This is a genomic window from Alteromonas sp. RKMC-009 (genome assembly GCF_003584565.2).
Classification (GTDB): domain Bacteria; phylum Pseudomonadota; class Gammaproteobacteria; order Enterobacterales; family Alteromonadaceae; genus Alteromonas.
Genome location: NZ_CP031010.1, coordinates 3,837,023 through 3,855,374, shown reverse-complemented (window position 1 = coordinate 3,855,374; position 18,352 = coordinate 3,837,023). Strand labels below are relative to the sequence as shown.

The following is an 18,352-nucleotide window of genomic DNA, read 5'->3' as shown; positions in this document are numbered from 1 at the left end:
ATGATAAAAAAATGCGCAACTATTGAAAATTATCTTTGCAATCGATTGCATTTTTTCGTATTTTTGTTCCCGAAAGATGGCAGGGTGTCGAAATTCGCCCTGTACGTATAACGATAATTAACAGGACACTGAGCATGAAAACCTCTCTATCTCCTTTGTTTTTAGCAGTTGTTGGCGCACTCGGCTTTACCTCAGCCGCGTTTGCCCAGCAAGAGACAGAAAACACAAACACCGGTAACAGCGAAGTAGAACGTATTGTTGTAACAGGTGTCCCCGGCGGCACCCCTACCCGTAAAGTAGACACCAGTTTTGCAATCACCAATATGTCTGAAGAATATATCAAACGACTTGCCCCTAAGAGTACAGCTGATATTTTCAAAGCCGTACCGGGTGTTTGGGCGGAATCATCAGGCGGTCAGTCTGGTGCGAACATTTTCGTCCGGGGATTTCCGGGAGGTGGTGATGCCCCATTCGTTACCCTTCAATTGCAAGGTGTGCCTGTTTTTACACCGCCAACATTGAGTTTCCTTGAGAACTCCTCGCTTTTTAGAATGGATGAAACCATTTCGTTTATGGATGCGTTGCGTGGTGGTCCTAACTCGGTGTTGTCAAACGGTCAGCCCGGCCTGACATCTAACTTCTTACTGAAAGAAGGCTCAGAAGAAACCGAAGGTCTTATCAAATACACAGGTTCAGATTACAACCTGAAGCGTGTAGACGGCCTGGTAAGTGGTGAACTGGCTGAAGATCTTTATTTCATGGCGGGCGGCTATGTGTATACCTCGCCGGGGATCCGTGACACGGGTTTCGACACTGAAGACGGCAAGCAATTTACCCTGAATATCACAAAAGAACTGGATAACGGTAAGTTTTCAGTGTTTACCCGCGTGACCGATGATCACGGTATCTGGTATCTGCCAAGTGCTTTGAATGCGCAGGGCGTGGATAACTCTTACGTACAATTAGGTACGCTGAACCGTCAGTCTCAAATTCAGGTGGGCGCAGATGGCGAAGTCATGAATGTCGACCTGGGTAAAGGTCGTGGCTGGAAAGGCTCAGTTACCGGCGGTAATCTGCAACTGGATTTAGGCAACGGCTGGACCCTGGCTGACAAATTCGGCTACACCAAAGGCGATGCAAACACGTACGGCCTGGTGCCTGAAGGTGGCGCAGTGAAGCTGGCTACTGTTGCTGATAACGGTGAGTCGGCAACCGGTGTGGTAACCGGCACAGAGTACGCAGGCGATACTGATGTACAAATGTTCGGTAGCTGGGTTGTATTGAAAGAGATTGAAGGTCTGTCTAACGATCTGACGTTTGGTAAGGCTTTCGACCAGGGTAAATTTACTTTCGGTTACTTCACCAGTTCATTCTCTTCTGACGACTGGTGGTCTATCGGTAATCAGTCTTACTACGTAGTGGGTAATGGCGGTGAAATGCTCACCGGTATCGATTGTAACGACAACGCCGACAGCTGTAGCTGGAACTATGATATCAATGCAACAGGTGACGGCTCATCCGATGCATTCTACGCGGCAGTAGATTACAAACTGACAGAAGACTTAACCGTTGATGTGGGTGTGCGCAGTGAAAAACACGAAGTGCAGTACACCGTTGATGAAGGCCTGACCGGCGTTGTCAGCAAAGCGGTTGATTACAGCAAAAGTGATATCGCATGGACTGCGGGTGCAAACTGGCAGTTTGAAAAGAACAAAGGCGTATTCTTCCGTGCAAGTGAAGGCTTCAAAATGCCTTACTTCGATGATTTTCGTGATAACTATGGCGCGTACACATCAGGCGAAGATCTGATCCAGCAAGTTACTCAGTATGAGCTGGGTTACAAAATGGCCAGCCAGAGCTTCAGCTTGTATGCCACAGGTTTCTTCAACGAAGTTGAAGGGGATACCTTTGTTGCACGTCCCGGCGCGCCGGCAGAAGTGCTGACCAACGAAGCTTACGGTGTTGAATTAGACGTTGCTTACTATGCTGACAACGGCTTCTCTGTAACAGTTAATGCTACTGTGCAGGAAACCGAAATCACAGCGAGCCCGACAAATCAGGGTAACGAAGCGCAACGTCAGCCGGGCTGGCAGGTGCGTTTGACTCCAAGCTACGACTTCATGCTGGGTGATGTTGAATCCACGGTTTACGCAACTATCTTTGCTGTTGATGACCGCTTCGGTGATAACGGTAACACCGTTGTGCTGGAAGGTTATGAGCAAATTGATTTAGGCTGGAATGTGTTCCTGTCTGAAGATCTGGAGCTGCAACTGAACGTGCAAAACCTCACCGACGAAGAGGGGCTTACAGAGGGCGACCCGCGCAACCCGTCTTCACCTAACGGCCGTTACATTTTACCCCGTAACGCCACCTTCAGCGTGAGCTACCGCTTTTAATTAAAGCGATAAAAGGCGATAACTGAAAACGGCGCAGGTGTGAAATCTGCGCCGTTTTTGTTTACGGGATCAGTGAATAGGTAACGGCCTTTTGACCGCCAGGGCAGCTCAAACGATAAAGTCACCCTTACACTGGCACAGCTGTACTTTTCCTGGGGGATTTCAGCACAAAAGAGGAATGCACGCCGCTGACACCTTCAACTCGGGTGAGTTTATTAAGCAGGAACTGCTGGAAGTCATCCATGTCTTTTACGATGACTTTTAACAGATAATCTGCAGACTGACCGGTGATCAAATGGCTTTCGAGTACTTCAGGAAAGGTGGCAATAGCATTATCGAACTTCTCGAATCGCTCAGGGGTGTGCTTGTCCATGACGATCTGAATGAACGACACCAGGGTCAGTCCCAATTTTCGTGCATTAACCAGCGCTACATAGCCGTCAATAAAGCCGCTGTCTTCCAGTTGCTTTACCCGCCTCAGGCAGGGGGAAGGAGAAAGGTTAACGGCTTCAGCCAGTTCCTGATTTGAGATACGACCGTGTTTTTGCAACGTTTCCAGTATTTGTCTGTCAGTCTTGTCTAATTCCACTTTCTCTCTCCTGCCTGGCATTAAAAGTTATTGAAATTATAATTTGAGCTATATTATTGCTTTAGTGGTATGAAGTAAGCAAGTGATAGCAATCCTCTGCCAACAGATATCGCGTACACTACGTGAACCGTTATTCATCCCGGAGTCTTCGTTTCATGCTTACTCATCCTCACACCAAATATCAGCGATTCATTGGCGTATCTTTACCTGAACGTCAGTGGCCAAATAAAGCCATTACACAGGCACCTGTCTGGATGAGTACAGACCTCCGCGATGGGAATCAGGCGCTTATCGACCCGATGTCGATTGAAACCAAATTGCGTTTCTTCAAAAAATTGGTGTCTATTGGTTTTAAACAAATCGAAGTGGGTTTTCCATCGGCATCAGATATCGACTTTCAATTCGTCAGGCAACTGATTGAAGGCAACCATATTCCAGATGACGTCACCATAGAAGTGCTGACTCAGGCCCGCTATGAATTGATTGAGCGTACTGTTGAAAGCTTACGGGGCGCCCGCCATGCTATTTTGCACATGTACAATCCCCTTGCGCCGGATTTTCGTGAGATTGTGTACAACACTGATAAAGCAGGGGTGAAAGATATCGCTCTGACCGGTACCCGCTGGGTGAAGGAACTCACCGCCGGCGCACCGGAAGTAAACTGGACTTATCAGTATTCTCCTGAGGTGTTTTCCAGTACCGAAATCGACTTTGTTAAAGAGGTCGTGGATGAGGTGGTGAATATCTGGCAGCCGACCATTGAGAACAAAATCATTATTAATTTACCGGCGACGGTGGAAATGAATACGCCGAATACCTATGCCGACCAGATTGAGTGGATGCACCGCAACCTGAATCAGCGGGATTGTATTGTGTTAAGTGTGCACCCGCATAACGATCGGGGGACTGCTGTGGCTGCAGCTGAACTGGCATTAATGGCGGGAGCTGACCGTATCGAAGGCTGCCTGTTCGGCAATGGCGAACGCACCGGCAATGTGGATATTGTGACTCTGGCAATGAACATGTATTCCCAGGGCGTGTCACCGGAACTGGATTTCTCTGATATCGATCAGGTTCGCAAGCTGGTGGAAGAGTGTAATCAGTTGCCTGTGCATCCCCGTCATCCTTATGCCGGCGAACTGGTTTACACCGCTTTTTCCGGTTCACATCAGGACGCTATAAAAAAAGGGATGGCGGTACAGAATAAAGACGGCCGCTGGCGTGTGCCTTATTTACCCATCGATCCGGCAGATGTGGGGCGCGGATTTGAAGCGGTTGTCCGCGTAAACAGCCAGTCCGGTAAAGGAGGCGTGGCCTTCTTGCTGGAACAGGAAGCGAATCTGCAACTGCCGCGAAAACTGCAAATCGAATTCAGCCGCACCGTGCAGCGTGAAAACGACAGCACCGGTAAAGAAATGTCGGCAAAACGGATGAAAGAAGTCTTTGAGCAGGAATATTTCGATGTCACAACGCCTTTCGCCTATACCGGCAGCACCATTACGTCGGTGGCAAGCGGGGAGCAATCGGTGAGTATTCAATTTGCCCTGAATAACGAAGTTTACACTATAGAGGGCACCGGTAACGGTCCGGTTGAAGCGGCGGCCAATGCCCTCAGCACTTTCCTGAATAAAAAAGTAGAAGTGGCAGACTACCACGAGCACGCAGTGGGTGAGGGCGCAGGCGTAAAAGCCGTGTGCTACATCGAAGTAAAATTGGAAGGGGCTGATTCCACCTTCGGCTGTGCCAGCGACAGCAATATCATCACGGCCGCGATTAAAGCGCTGTTGTCAGGGGTTAACCGGTTGATGTGATGCCGGCACATGAAGCCATAAGTAGTTGGGATGCGGACAAGAAGAACATCAGTCCGCTTTCTTACTTATGAATCTTTTTCGGTTTCTTTGTTATGCCAGATCCGCAGAATGTAGATGAGTCCGGACGATTTTATTTGGTAGCGAATCGTGTAATTGCCAATATAGAGATCTCTGAAACATTCTGGCGTAGGGCTTGCCAGAACCGGTAAGCCTATTTCCGGAAAGTGCTTTAGCCGGTCCGCTGCGTCCTGAATTTCAATTGCAATTTTTCTTGCAGCTAACGGGCTTTTTAATACAACAAAGTCGTGTAAACGTTTCAAATCATCCACCGCTTGCGGCGTATACTGAAGTTTCATATTGAAGGCGTTTTCTTCAGTTTGTCTGACCCCCAGCTGTTGAGCCATGCATTTACTTCTGAATCATCAATCAGCTCCCCCCTGTTGACCGACTCTATTGCTTCCAGAGTTTCTTCCCATCGGGCGTCATCAACAGCTTGCCTGGCAATGAACTCTCTCACCGCCTGATTGATAAGGTAGCTCTTACTTCGATCCAGCTTTTTCGCAAGAGAATCCAGTGGTTTCTCTATATCGTCATTGAGACGGACACTCGTAATACTCATAAGTTAACTCCGAAGATACTGTATTACAGTGTAGTACATCATGTGAAAAAGAGTCCACACATCCATTATCTATCGAAAATCGCCCGCAAAAAAGGCGACAACCGTCGCCTTTCTACATACTTTTATCAATCACCTGAGCCCGTTACTTCGCCATTAACTGGTCTTCTGACGCGACTTTTTCAGAACCGTCAGAATGGGCAACCCGTGTAGGGTGAGACTTGATATCGAACAATCCGTAGCCGGCGACCAACAGGAAGCAGATAGCAGGAACGATATATGACACAACGATGCCGGATGAATCAATAAGTGCGGCCTGGAACAGCGGCAGAATTGCACCGCCGAGGATAGCCATGACCAGGCCAGCCGCGCCCAGTTTGGTGTCTTCGCCCAGTCCGTCCAGTGCGATGCCGTAAATTGTCGGGAACATCAAAGATAAACAGGCAGAGATTGATACCAGTGAAATGACGCCGATGAAATCAGGTGACTGAGTCATGATGATACACAGGCCTGCGGCGACTAGTGACATGATCATCAGCAGGCGGGCAGGGTAGAGGAACTGCATCAGCCAGGTCATCACAAAACGGGAAATCAGAAACACAATCATGCTGTACTGCAGAATTTGTCCGCCATCTACTTCATTACCGCCCACGGCTTTCATGGCGTACTGGATTGTGAAAGTCCAGACGCAGGTTTGCGCACCGACATTAAAGAACTGAGCCAGTACACCTAAACGATAGTGACGGTTACCCAGCAAACGTTTCAGTGATGCGCCCAGCTGCACATTTTCACTGCGGGATTCTGTGGACTCGTTCACCGGTGTTTTGATACATGCAATGGCAATCCATACCAGCACCAGCACGCAGGCCATGCCTACGTATGGCAACATAACGGCGTCGAGCTCAGCGCCAATCACCGATTTTAATTCTGCAACCGACATAGCCGCCCGCTCTTCCGCTGAAGCCTGATTAAGGTTGGGTAAGATAAGAGTTGCTGCCAGGAAAACCCCTAAGTTTGTGCCAACGGGGTTAAACGCCTGGGCAAGGTTTAAGCGGCGGGTAGCGCTTTTTTCGCATCCCATGGCCATAACATAAGGGTTGGCAGAGGTTTCCAGAATCGACAGACCGCCGGCAAGAACAAACAGAGCCGCCAGAAAGAAGCCGTAAGTCATGGTCTGGCTGGCGGGGTAGAACAGGAACGCACCGGTGGCAGCACAGCCAAGGCCTGTTAACACACCTGTTTTGTAGGAAAATCGTTTGTTAATGAATGCTGCGGGAATTGCCAGACAAAAGTAAGCGCCGTAATAGGCGAACTGCACCAGTGCAGACTGTAATGACGACATGGTAAATATTTTACTGAATACCTTTACCAGCGGGTCCGTCATGTTGGCGGCAACGCCCCAGGCTGCAAAGCAGATGGTGAGCAAAATGAATGGGACAAGCGTTTCTTTAGAAACCAGTGGCGCGCGTTTTTGCACGGTCATTCCTCAGCATGTAAACAATTAGTTAAGCGATTTAAACAACAAAAATTTTATGTGTCAATAAATCAACATAATTTATTTAATTGTTTTTCTTTCTTTGGAATGACTTTCAGGAGGCATTTTGCCAGGGGACTAGGCAGCAGGGAATGGAAGGACTACTATACGTTGTTGATTTAATGAAAATAAGATGTCTCATATGCCTGCAAATTCTTCCGGCCAGCAAGTTGAACCCCATGGATTCTGGCAAAAAAGCACCCCGCTGAAAGGCCAGTCTGGTCTGCGGGCACTGAACGAACGTCGCATTCTGACGCTGATCCGTCAGCATCAGGAATTGCCCAAAGCCCGTATTGCCAATGAAACAGGCCTGTCAGCCCAGGCCGCCACTGTGATAATCAATAAACTGGAAGAAGACGGGCTTTTGTTGCGGGGAGAACCCCAAAGAGGCAAGCGCGGACAACCTACTGTACCCTTCTCCCTTAAGGCTGACGGGGCTTTCGGGGTCGGTATCAAAATTGGTCGCCGGAGTATTCAGATCACCCTTATCGATTTTTGCGGCAGAGTACGTTCGTCACTTCGGGAGCAGTGGGACTATCCGGCCGTGGATGCCATGATCCGCTTCGCAGAAAAGGGGATACGGGCCATGTTATCTACCTTAGGTGACGGGGAAAAACTGCGTGTGAGCGGGGTGGGTGTTGCTATGCCATTTGAAATCTGGCGCTGGAGCGAGCAGGCCGGCGCGCCGGAAGAGGCATTGTCAGAATGGCAGGACTTTGATGTTCCTGCTGCCATTCAGAAGATCACCGATTTGCCAGTTTATCTGTGCAACGATGACACCGCAGCCTGTGCTGCCGAACTCTGGTTTGGCGAACACCGGGATCTCAATGATTACCTGTATTGCTTTGTCGGCACCTTCATCGGTGGCGGTATGGTACTGAACCGGCAGTTACATACCGGTCGTCACGGTAATGCCGGTGCGGTGGGCTCTCTGCCTTATCCCGGCAGTCTTGCCGGCGGCCAGCTTCTTGATGTGGCATCAATATACTTGCTGGAGAAAACCCTGAAAGAGGCGGGGCAGGACACGGCATTCCTGCATGGAAGGCAACAAGTATGGCCTGAAGATGTGCCCGGGATCAGCGAATGGCTGGACTCTGTGGCTACCGGCATTGTGCACAGTGCCATGAGTGCCCATGCCTTCCTTGACCTTGATGCGGTGATTATTGAAGGCGCTCTGCCGGACAATATCAAAGCAGAATTGCTCAGTCGCTGCGGGCACCTGTTACAGTCTGCTGACTTCCGGGGATTATCTTCGTTAACCTTACGCGGAGGCTCGGTCGGGGCGGATGCCCAGTCCTTTGGCAGCGCCAATTTGCCCTTACTCGCGCAGTACAGTCTTTAACAATTCGTCAATAATTATTAAATAAATATAGTTGATTTAATGGTTCGGCTGCATTAAATTGCGTCTCCTTGAAGTCACTGTTAACACGGTGTGATCGTGTTGTGGATTGAAATCACACTTTGCCAGGGGATGCTGCATGCGTTTTTTTCCTTCATTGATATCCGAAATTTCCTCCCGTAAACCGCTGATGACAAAGGTGTCTCAGGCCGGTTCAACCTGTGGTGCAACCCTTGCTCTGCTTCTTGCCTCCTGGCAGGTAAATGCACAGGAAATGCCTGAGTACGTTAATTTTCAGGCCAGCTATACCGGCGAAGCGGCTGCGAATGTGAATGGCGGGGAACAGCGGGGCAGCGCCTATGCAGGACAGCTTTTTGTGGGGGCAGATTTCGACATGGAGAAGGCATCTGACTGGAAAGACACCACAATCCATGTGGCAGTGACAAACCGTCACGGACAAAACCTTGCACCAAAATACATTGGTAACAGTACATCGGTGCAGGAAATTTATGGCGGACAGAACAGCCGTCTGGCCCGTTTTACCGTAGAAAAACACTTTCTTGACGGGCAACTTCAGGTTGAAGCCGGCCGCACTGTCGCCAACATCAGTTTTCTGGGTTCCGAACTGTGTCAGTATTTTCAGACCAACTCTGCGTGCGGCAATCCCACATTCGTGTTTCGTACCAGTAACTTTACCTGGTGGCCGGTGTCCAGCTGGGGCGGTCATGCTAAATTCTGGCTGAACGACAAAACCTATTTCCATGCCGGTGTTTACGAAGAAAATACTCCTCACCAGGCGTCAGACGATCATGGCCTGGACTGGGGAGTTGAAGATTCTACCGGGGTGGTGGTACCTGTCACGCTGGGGTATCAGACTACATGGGACAATGATGACTATCCGCGCCGCTATGAAGTGGGTGGCTGGTATGACGGTGCTGATTATACCGACCCGTCAAAAGACGAGAACGGTGATTATGCCGCATTGAGCGGAAATGATTACGCCACCCGCAATGGTCGTTCCGGTGTATTTGCAAGATTTGAACAAACCGTGTTGAGACCCGATCTGAACTCGCAGCGCAGCGTCACCTTGTTTGGTGCTGTGCTGACCGGCACCTCCGGTGAATTGATTGAAGATTTTTATTTTAAGGCCGGTTTTGTGAAGCGGGGGACATTCCCGGGCCGCGATAAAGATACGGTCGCCTTTGTGTATACAGAGCAACATTACAGCCATGACGCCATTGAAGACCAGTTTATTTTGCGCAACCTTAACGAAGGTTCAGGCCGTCCCGCCAGTATGCAGGCGATGATGGAGCTGAGTTACGGCATTCATGTGAACGACAACATCCGCATTCAGCCCAACATCCATTACATCGTTAATCCCGATCAGTTTGGCGACAAAGCCAGACAGGAAGACTTAAGTGATGCCGTGGTGCTGGGGCTGCGCTTTGATATCAATCTCGCAGGTTTGCTTTTTCAGTAAGCCGGTTTATCTGTTGCACAATCAGTGAGGAGAATGCAAATGCAAGTGTTATGCATGGGAGAAGCCTTAATCGACATGCTGTCTGACAAGGGACAGCCCGGAATTACAGACGCAACGGAAAGCTTCAGAAAATTTGCCGGTGGCGCACCTGCGAATGTGGCTGTTGCAGTTGCCAAACTGGGTGGCGAAAGCTATCTGTTCGGTAAGCTGGGGAAAGATCAGTTTGGTCATTACCTGCACCGTACACTGGAAGCCCTGGAGGTGAATACCGCTTTTACCACGTATTCTGAAAAAGGAAAAACCGCTCTGGCTTTTGTCGGCCTTGATGCCGACGGTGAAAGATCTTTCGATTTTTATATCGACAATGCAGCCCATACTGATATCTCAGAAGCGGATCTGGTACCTGCATTATTTGAGAAACCCCGCATTGTCAGTTTCTGCTCGGGTTCAGTGAGCACGCCGGATTTACGCCAGGTTACCTTGTCTGCCATTGACGGATTCAAAGCGGCAGGCAGCATTCTGTGTCTGGATATTAATTTACGTCCTGCATTCTGGGCTGAGCCTTCCCTGGCACCGTATTTTATTGATGAAACGGCTAAACAGGTGGATGTGATAAAAGCCAGTAAAGAGGAACTCATTGAACTGTATGGCGAGTCGAATATCGACGGGCAGATTCAGAGCTGGATGGACAGCGGTGTGTCGCTGGTATTGGTTACGGATGGGGCAAATCCGGTGGCTTTTTACAGTCACGACACCAACGGTATTTATCCTACGCCACCTGTCAGTGCAGTAGATACCACAGCAGCCGGTGATGCCTTTGTGGGCGGGTTCTTATTCACGTTAGCAGAAGAAGTGCAGGATAAAGCGTCTTTTGTGGCCTGGGCAGGCAACTTTGAAAGCATTATGTCTTCTCTGCGTTTTGCTACCCGCTGCGGCGCCCATGCGGTATCAAAGTACGGTGCGTTTGATGCGTTGCCCTCGCGCAGTGATATCGATTTTTAAATAATCCGGCATTACTGAAAAGAGCCGCAACAACCTGCGGCTCAGAAACAGTCTGCTTATTTCGCCTCTAATGATGCGATGTAATGGGTAACGAGGTCACGGACAAACTGCTGACAGTCCTTAGCCGTTGACGGATCGTAGTGTCCGCCGTTAGTCAGGTTGTTTGATAACACCCGCACTCCCAGAAACGGTACATCATACGCGTGAGCAATCTGTGCCGCTGCGACGGTTTCCATTTCCTCTGTACTGGTACCGAAATTTTCATGGAGCCAGGCAATTCTGTCTAACTCGTTATTCCAGAAATTTGCGCTGGCGATAGTGCCTTCCGTCACTTTTCCCCGTTTGTATTGACCGCTTACTGCATGGGCGGATGCCAGCAGTTTACTGTCACCCACATAATAGCGGATCCTCTCTGATTTCTTTGCTGACTCCCCTTCACCGGCACTGCCTGACGAGGCCAGTAGGTCCATAGGCTTCCAGCTTAATGGCGCTGAGCCTTCACCCTTTTCCCTGAAAGGGGTTTTAAAATTCCCTGCGTTCAGTGCACGTTTGCCGAGCACAATATCCCCGACCTGCAAAGCCGGATCGTGACCGCCTGAAGTGCCCTGATTAATAATGGCTACAGGATGATACCGGGTGATGCCTACCGCTGTGGCCGCAGCGGTATTCTCAAGACCTTTGCCGGTTTGTGCGACCACAACAGGGTAGTTATTCAGTAAACCTTTATAGAAGGTGGTGGTGCCTGATTTCTCAATGGTGACGCCGGTGAGAAGACTGGCAAAATATTCAGCTTCAATGGGCATCGGCCCCTGAATCATTACCGGTGCGCGATAAGGCGTGGTGGTTTCTATATTCGCGGCGCTGAATTCGCCGGCGCAAATCATCCGGCTGAACAAACAAAAGATTAAAAAGAGAAAAGCAGTTTTCATGGGGAGCTGGTTTCCGGTTTGAAAGTCATAAACGCTATGTTACAGCAAATTGCGTCAGCAAGTTCAGGTGCGGAAATATGGCTATGTTAAATGAAAAAGGGGTCGCCTGATGGCAGCCCCTTTACAGCTGTTATGCGTTACTCATTCCGGTGCGGCCTGTTTCATTCTGGCACGGGTCTGGGCGGCAATACGCACATGGGCATTGGCTTCGCCATAGTTGCCATACTGATGACGCTGGACAATTTCAAAAAATAATCCGTTAACGTCAATGGTGTAGCAATGCAGGAAATAACCTGTGGGACTTTCGTCATACAGCAAATTGTACTGACGCATTTTTTGTGACAGTTCCGGCGTTAAGTCGAAACGTGCCTCAAGATCATCGTAGTAGTTTTCCGGAATATCCAGAATGTACTTCTGATCCACATGCTCTGTGTAACTGAGTATGTCATCACAATGAATAGCGATGTGCTGCACGCCGGAGCCGCCGTGTCTGCGGCGGAATTGTTCTGTTGAAGAGTTACCGCTGCGCGACATATTAAAGGGCAGGCGGATCTTCTTATTCTGGCTGGTCGCTGTGCGGCTGACAATCAGGCCGTAGGGGTCGATAAGATCCTGTGGTTGATCAACATTCAGGCCAAACAGTACGCGGTAAAACAGCGATGTAGATAAAAATTCTGACTCAGAAATACCACTGGTGATATGGTCAACCCGCATAGGGGCCTGGCAGGGCGGGGCGCTGGTTTCCAGCGGCATAAAATCAACGTCGTAGAAACGGCGGTGTTTGTCGGGGGATTCCACAAAGTACACCAGCTCGCCGTTCATGCCCCGGATGCCCGGGATCTGCATTTCCTGCGGCCGTGCTTCGGTTTCAAAACGGGGGTATTTAAAGTAGCTGGCCCGTGACACCATATTCTGCGCATTGTCTGTGCGGTATCCCACGGCGCACACAGAAGTGCCGTGAACCAGAAAGTGGTTCTGGGCAAAGCTGTCCGGCTCCTGATTCAGGATGAAGTTCACATTCTGGCAGCGGAACAGGGCAACATCCTTGCTTTTATGCTGGTGGGTTTGCTGGAAACCCAGCGCGCTGATCAACTCTAAAAAGGTGTCCCGCGCACTGCCGGCAGTGGCAAATTCAATGAACTCCACATCAGTCACTGAAGCCTGAGGTGGCGCGATGGCCTTTTCGGCTATCTCCGGCGCTACGATATCCGGTGCCCGTCCGGCCATTTCATTTTCCAGCCAGAGCAAAGAACGCTTGCCGTCGAGCGCCGTGTCCTGGGTGGGCGTAGAGCGGAATTCATCGTTAAAAATTTCATGAGAAACATAGCCGTCGTAGCCGGTCTTAGCCACTTCCTGCATAAACTCCACCACCGGAAACTGGCCTTGTCCCGGGAAGCAACGGAAGTGCCGGCTCCATTGCAGTACATCCAGTTTGAGCCAGGGCGCATCGGCAATTTGCACAAGCGTGATTTTATCGCCGGGGATTTCTGCGATGGCAGACAGGTCACGACCCCGCGCAAAAATATGAAAACTGTCGAGAATAATGCCCAGGTTAGGGTGATCAGCCTGTTTCACAATATCCCAGGCCGCGGTGAAATCGGCGGTGTAACGGCCCCAGGCCAACGCTTCGTAGCCTAATCTGATGCCACGGGAAGCGGCACTGTTGGCCAGACGGTTAAATTGTTCTGCGGCCAGTGCAGGGTTATCAACACAGGCCGGCGACACGTTTGAGCAAATCAGCAACGTGTCGGTGTTTAACTCTGCCATGGTATCGAATTTTCTTTCCGCCCGGTCGTAGTTTTTCTTCATGTTCTGGCGGGGCATGCACTCAAAATCCCTGAAAGGCTGCAGCGCAATAATATCGATATTGTTGTCTTCTGCTATTCGCCGGACAACGGCCGGAGAAGCATCGTACAGCAGCAAATCGTTTTCAAAAATTTCGATGCCGCGGAATCCGGCAGCGGCAGCAGCTTCAATTTTCTGTTTCAGGTTACCTGACAGGCATACTGAGGCGATAGAGTGTTTCATAAATAATCCGGCACTTCATAGACAGAGACAATTTTTCAGCATTCATGTTAAAAATGGTTTTCGCGCTTGTAAAAGATCTGCTTGTCCGTACCGTATAACTTCATGTTAATCTGTGTCGCTTAAGTAACCTGTAAGGAGTGACGAAGTGAATTTGAATTTTCGTCAGTTAGAAGTATTCAGAGCTGTGATGATTGCCAAGACAATCAGCGGTGCTGCGGAAATATTGAATGTGTCTCAACCCGGTATCAGCCGGTTGCTTAAGTACATGGAATACAAGATGGGCATAGCCCTGTTCGAGCGAAGTAAAGGGCGATTGATCCCCACACCGGAAGGGCTGGAACTGTTTCGTGAAGTCGAACCAATCTACCAGCGTATTGAAGGGCTGGAGGATACCATCGGACGTATTATCCGCGGGGATAATCTGCAATTTCACATAGGCTGCACGCCCAGCCTGTCCAATGTGGTCGCCCCCTGGCTGTTTGCTGAAATTAAAAAAGTCATGCCGGATGTCATGCTTAAACTGGAGACCCTGCCCAACGAGGCCATGGCTGAATATGTAAGTCAGCGGCGCATTGACTTTGCTATCGCTCTCGGGGAAGTCAGCCATCCGCTGGTTCAGGCCGACCCTTCCACCCATCTGCGTCTGCAGGTGGTGCTGCCGGAAGATCATCCGCTGGCATCCCGCGAACAGCTTACATTTGAAGATATCGCCGGCCATCCCATCGTCAATTATTTCCCTGAAACCCTGTTAGGTCAGGCAATCCGCGATGGCTTTGAAGAAATTGGCAAAGAGCCACAGACCGCGGTGATGGTGCGCTATGCGGACGATGCCTGTGCCATGGCTGAGCAGCGTCTGGGATTAACCGTTGCGCTGGAATATACCGCTATTCCGGGACGGTATCCCGGCCTGGTATCTGTGCCCTTGGGTGATGTCAGGCAATCCATATACTTTGTTCGCCATAATGAAGTGTCTATGTCTAACCACTTACGCAATTGTTTTGAGACGGCGCAGAGCAAGCTCGCGGAGATCCACACCAGCCTGTTAACTTAAAGTTATAGTGTACCGACGTCAGAGTAATTGTAACTCTGAGCTGAATACTTAGGATATCAACACGGTTTAACGAAATATTAATCAAAAATAAACATTTGGGAATCGGTCCTTATGTCTGTAGTTACGAATGATTATGAGCAAAGTGTGACGCATCTTCGCGGCGTGCTCGAAAATAACAAAATGGCGCCTCTTCAAATTCTTGTTGTCATGATTTGTTTTACCCTGAATATGATTGATGGCATGGACGTGGTGTTAATGTCTTACACCGCGCCGGTGCTGGCACAGGAGTGGAGTATTGAGCCCGCTGTACTTGGTGCCGTGTTCAGTGCCGCCCTTATTGGTATGACCCTCGGATGTTTATTCATTGCCCCTTATGCTGATGTAATTGGCCGGCGTAAGATGATTCTGTTTGCCGTGACCACTATTGGTGCCGGCATGTTGTTTTCCGGCTGGTCACAGTCTTTGCACCAGCTGGTGGCAGCCAGAGTAGTGACCGGGCTTGGAGTAGGCGCGATACTGGCAAGTATGGCTACCATGACCAGTGAATTTGCCACCCGTGAACGGCGGAATCTTTGTGTATCCTTTCTGCAGGCGGGCTATCCCATTGGTGCGGTGGCAACAGGATTCGCCTCAGCCTGGTTGATCCCTGAATTTGGCTGGCGGGTAATGTTTGAAATTTCGGGTGTTGTCACTTTGCTGATGGTGCCGGTGGTGTATTTCTTTATGCCTGAGTCGCCGGAATTTCTGCTTAAACGTCAGCCGGGCAATGCGCTTGATAACATCAACCGTATTCTGGTGAAACTCAAGGCGGCTCCCCTTGTCACTTTGCCTGCTGCGCCGGCAGACAGTGCACGCACATCGGTGAAAAAGCTGTTTACTGACGGGCGGGCCAGACCCACTTTATTGCTGTGGGGTGGCGTGTTCTTCGGTTTCTTCACACTGTATTTCATTATCAGCTGGATCCCTAAAATTGCCGTGGATGCCGGTTTGCCGCTGGAACAGGGTATTTTTGCCGGAGCCGCTTATAATCTGGGATCCTTCACCGGCAGCATTTTGCTCGGCTGGATTTCCGTACGGTTCGGCTTACAGAAAATGATATTCACATTCTTCGTGCTGGCTGCCGTCACCCTGATGGTATTCGGCAATGTCTCTATGGGCGTATCAATGATTCTGCTCACTGCTTATATCCTCGGGGTCACACTGAATGGTGGCTTCAACGGCTTCTGGCCAACGTCGGCCAGACTCTATCCCACTGAGATCCGGGCCACCGGTGTGGGCTGGGCTGTAGGGGCAGGGCGCGCCGGTGCGGTGATCGGGCCCTTCGCCGGTGGTTACTTATTGCAATCCGGTGCCGGACTTTCTACCACCTTTATTGTGTTCACTATTCCTGTTGTGCTGGCCGGGTTGCTGACACTGCTGATCAAAGACAGCGATTTCGCAAACTGACGAAACCGGACATTTCTGTTGCCGGAGCACTCGTGTTCCGGCGTCTTCTACAGGAGAAACTTATGAAAATATTGCTGCTTAACGGCCCCAACCTGAATATGTTAGGTATGCGGGAGCCGGAAAAATATGGCAATGCCACACTGCAGGATATTGTGTCGGAGCTGACTGTTTACGCAGAAGAGAAAGGCGTGGCACTGTCACATTTTCAGTCGAATTGTGAAGGTAAACTGATAGATACTATTCACGCTGCCAGACAACAATATCAGCGAATTATAATTAACCCGGGAGCGTTAGGGCATACCAGTATTGCGCTGCGGGATGCGTTGCTGAGCTGCGAAGTGCCCTTCACCGAAGTGCACCTCACTAATATCCACGCCAGAGAACCTTTCCGTCACCACACTTATTTATCTGATGTGGCTACCGGAGTGATTGCCGGTTTCGGGGCTGCGGGTTACCGCCTGGCAGTGGATGCTGCGGTAGCGTCAGCATGAGTGATGCCGGCTGCGTACCGGCTTAAATCAGGCTGACAGGGAGTCACGCACCACAACACGTTCCCACAGGTGCTCACATTCTTCTACGAACTTCAGATGCACAGGATGGGTTTGATACGCGTCCTGATCTTCCACAGAGTTGAACATCATCAATTCAGACACGTGAAAACTATTGTCGATAACATCCCGCTTCAGAGTAGAGGCCGGTACACCTACGTGCAGCGCCTGAACCTGAGGAATTGCCTGAAGAGATTTCAGACCTTTAATCAGTTTCGCTTTATCTTCCGCTGAGTCAGGATTTGCCAGCCAGAAATACACCATGTGAAGTACAGGCGCATCCAGTGAGCAGTCTGATGATGCAGCCTGCGCAGAAGCGGGCAGGGCCGCGGCGGCAGCCAGTGCGCCGGCGGTGGTCATAAATTGTCTGCGGGTAGAGTCCGTCATTGTTAATCCTTGTAAATTTTCAGGCAAAGTGTCATTGAGTGTAAAGGCGGCAACCATGCCATGCAATCATCCTGTGAACACAAAGCAGTCAGAAGGCAGGTTTACCGGGACAGACGGAAGATGCACGCTTGAAGAGGGGGATGAGCGCTTCATTAATAAGCCGGCGCAGAGACCGGCTTGAAAGGGACTGACAGGGGTAATCTAATCCAGCCAGCTTAATGCTTCGTCAATGAGGGCTGGTGTGGCGGCTACGCTGGCATCGAAGAACAGGTTGTACGCATCAATCCCCTGAAAAATCCATAAATCGAAACCGGATACACACTGTAAGCCTGCGGTTTCACACGCCTTGATGAAGTCTGTTTTCAATGGCACATACACGGCATCAAAGGCCCATTCAGGGCAGGACAGGGCGGTTAAATCAAACGGTGTACCGGGCTTACCGTACATGCCCAGCGCCGTGCAGTTCACCAGACCATCTACCTTGTTCTGTAACACCTTAACTTCATCCGGCGTTACCGCACTGGCGGAATGTCCGTGCTTAACCAGCAAATCAGCCATGGCCTGCGCGGCTACGGTATTAATATCACTGATATAAAGATGATCTGCCCCAAGTTCTGCAAGCGCAAACATAATGGCTCTGCCCACCCCGCCTGCACCGCAAACCAGTACTTTGCCCGGAGATTTGTCGCCACGGCGGTACAGATAGCCTTGCTTAAATCCGCTGTAGTCGGTGTTGGCCCCCAGGATGCCATCTTCTGTGAACCTCAGGGTGTTGTAAGAGCCAATTTTTTCATGACCCTCCGCCAGCGGGCTTTTTACTAGTGGATACACTGATTGCTTATAAGGGTGGGTCACATTGATGCCGTGGTAGCCTTCAGCGATCAGACGTTTTACACAGTCCTCAGGATTAAAATCAGGCAATATTTCGCCATCAATTAAACCGTAATCAATACTGAGACCATTTTGCTGCGCCAGATACGCCTGCAACTTTCCCATTTTTGAGCGGCTGATGTGTGCGCCCATTAATGCCAACTTCGATGTCATTGTTTCACCAATCCTGTAACGCTGGTTACAAACTGAACTTGTTATGATTTTGTTATTAAATTACGTTTTGCGGGCTTCTGTAAATTATCTAAAGTTGTGATGACTATAACAATGGGTTAATTGCCCGGGAGCGGCTGAACCGTGGGCTGTTA

Annotated in this window: 16 protein-coding genes; 8 read left to right on the top strand and 8 right to left on the bottom strand. The window is 50.0% G+C overall.

Translation table 11 applies throughout. The annotated features are described in order from the left end of the window. Nucleotides 1–134 precede the first annotated feature (134 nt). Nucleotides 135–2,396, top strand: a complete 2,262-nt coding sequence (locus tag DS731_RS16970; protein WP_119502446.1) for a TonB-dependent receptor — start codon at nucleotides 135–137, stop codon at nucleotides 2,394–2,396. A gap of 127 nt (nucleotides 2,397–2,523) precedes the next feature. Here the strand turns inward: DS731_RS16970 and DS731_RS16965 are convergent, their stop codons facing one another. Further along, nucleotides 2,524–2,985, bottom strand: a complete 462-nt coding sequence (locus tag DS731_RS16965) for an Lrp/AsnC family transcriptional regulator (protein ID WP_119502445.1) — start codon at nucleotides 2,983–2,985, stop codon at nucleotides 2,524–2,526. A gap of 155 nt (nucleotides 2,986–3,140) precedes the next feature. Here DS731_RS16965 and leuA point away from each other — a divergent pair, with 155 nt between their 5' ends. Next, the gene (gene leuA, locus DS731_RS16960; RefSeq protein WP_119502444.1) at nucleotides 3,141–4,796 is read left to right on the top strand and encodes a 2-isopropylmalate synthase; all 1,656 of its coding nucleotides are present in this window, start codon (nucleotides 3,141–3,143) and stop codon (nucleotides 4,794–4,796) included. 65 nt (nucleotides 4,797–4,861) lie between these two features. Here the strand turns inward: leuA and DS731_RS16955 are convergent, their stop codons facing one another. The 3 genes from DS731_RS16955 to fucP form a co-directional block, all read right to left on the bottom strand. Beyond that, nucleotides 4,862–5,200, bottom strand: coding sequence for a type II toxin-antitoxin system RelE/ParE family toxin (locus DS731_RS16955; RefSeq protein WP_119502443.1), 339 nt, complete (start codon nucleotides 5,198–5,200; stop codon nucleotides 4,862–4,864). Next, the gene (locus tag DS731_RS16950; RefSeq protein WP_119502442.1) at nucleotides 5,149–5,415 is read right to left on the bottom strand and encodes a CopG family ribbon-helix-helix protein; all 267 of its coding nucleotides are present in this window, start codon (nucleotides 5,413–5,415) and stop codon (nucleotides 5,149–5,151) included. The genes DS731_RS16955 and DS731_RS16950 overlap by 52 nt, the downstream gene beginning before the upstream one ends. A gap of 142 nt (nucleotides 5,416–5,557) precedes the next feature. Further along, nucleotides 5,558–6,889 carry an L-fucose:H+ symporter permease gene (gene fucP / locus DS731_RS16945; protein WP_119502441.1) on the bottom strand — a complete coding sequence of 444 codons (1,332 nt, stop codon included), beginning with the start codon at nucleotides 6,887–6,889 and terminating at the stop codon, nucleotides 5,558–5,560. 190 nt (nucleotides 6,890–7,079) lie between these two features. Here fucP and DS731_RS16940 point away from each other — a divergent pair, with 190 nt between their 5' ends. The 3 genes from DS731_RS16940 to DS731_RS16930 all read left to right on the top strand — a co-directional run bounded on the left by DS731_RS16940 (nucleotide 7,080) and on the right by DS731_RS16930 (nucleotide 10,767). Beyond that, nucleotides 7,080–8,288 carry an ROK family transcriptional regulator gene (locus DS731_RS16940; protein WP_232373400.1) on the top strand — a complete coding sequence of 403 codons (1,209 nt, stop codon included), beginning with the start codon at nucleotides 7,080–7,082 and terminating at the stop codon, nucleotides 8,286–8,288. A gap of 136 nt (nucleotides 8,289–8,424) precedes the next feature. Then, on the top strand, nucleotides 8,425–9,765 hold the full coding sequence (locus tag DS731_RS16935; protein ID WP_232373399.1) for a carbohydrate porin: 1,341 nt from the start codon (nucleotides 8,425–8,427) through the stop codon (nucleotides 9,763–9,765). A gap of 39 nt (nucleotides 9,766–9,804) precedes the next feature. Beyond that, nucleotides 9,805–10,767, top strand: coding sequence for a carbohydrate kinase family protein (locus DS731_RS16930; protein ID WP_119502440.1), 963 nt, complete (start codon nucleotides 9,805–9,807; stop codon nucleotides 10,765–10,767). A 56-nt stretch (nucleotides 10,768–10,823) separates the two neighbouring features. Here the strand turns inward: DS731_RS16930 and DS731_RS16925 are convergent, their stop codons facing one another. Beyond that, nucleotides 10,824–11,696: a 5'-methylthioadenosine/S-adenosylhomocysteine nucleosidase gene (locus DS731_RS16925; RefSeq protein WP_119502439.1), complete on the bottom strand. Its 873-nt coding sequence runs from the start codon at nucleotides 11,694–11,696 to the stop codon at nucleotides 10,824–10,826. A gap of 141 nt (nucleotides 11,697–11,837) precedes the next feature. Then, complete coding sequence (locus DS731_RS16920) at nucleotides 11,838–13,724, bottom strand: bifunctional sugar phosphate isomerase/epimerase/4-hydroxyphenylpyruvate dioxygenase family protein (protein ID WP_119502438.1); 1,887 nt, start codon at nucleotides 13,722–13,724, stop codon at nucleotides 11,838–11,840. Nucleotides 13,725–13,869: 145 nt separating this feature from the next. On the opposite strand from DS731_RS16920, the gene DS731_RS16915 reads away from it, so the two are divergent. The 3 genes from DS731_RS16915 to aroQ all read left to right on the top strand — a co-directional run bounded on the left by DS731_RS16915 (nucleotide 13,870) and on the right by aroQ (nucleotide 16,712). Then, nucleotides 13,870–14,775, top strand: coding sequence for a LysR family transcriptional regulator (locus DS731_RS16915; RefSeq protein ID WP_070124774.1), 906 nt, complete (start codon nucleotides 13,870–13,872; stop codon nucleotides 14,773–14,775). A 111-nt stretch (nucleotides 14,776–14,886) separates the two neighbouring features. Next, nucleotides 14,887–16,221 carry an MFS transporter gene (locus DS731_RS16910; protein ID WP_119502437.1) on the top strand — a complete coding sequence of 445 codons (1,335 nt, stop codon included), beginning with the start codon at nucleotides 14,887–14,889 and terminating at the stop codon, nucleotides 16,219–16,221. A 62-nt stretch (nucleotides 16,222–16,283) separates the two neighbouring features. After that, entirely contained in the window at nucleotides 16,284–16,712 is a 429-nt protein-coding gene (aroQ, locus tag DS731_RS16905) for a type II 3-dehydroquinate dehydratase (RefSeq protein WP_119502436.1), read from the top strand. A 27-nt stretch (nucleotides 16,713–16,739) separates the two neighbouring features. Here the strand turns inward: aroQ and DS731_RS16900 are convergent, their stop codons facing one another. Both DS731_RS16900 and DS731_RS16895 read right to left on the bottom strand, forming a co-directional pair. After that, nucleotides 16,740–17,156, bottom strand: coding sequence for a Dabb family protein (locus DS731_RS16900; RefSeq protein ID WP_119503470.1), 417 nt, complete (start codon nucleotides 17,154–17,156; stop codon nucleotides 16,740–16,742). Between the two features lie 201 nt (nucleotides 17,157–17,357). Then, complete coding sequence (locus tag DS731_RS16895; RefSeq protein ID WP_119502435.1) at nucleotides 17,358–18,200, bottom strand: shikimate dehydrogenase family protein; 843 nt, start codon at nucleotides 18,198–18,200, stop codon at nucleotides 17,358–17,360. Nucleotides 18,201–18,352 lie beyond the last annotated feature (152 nt).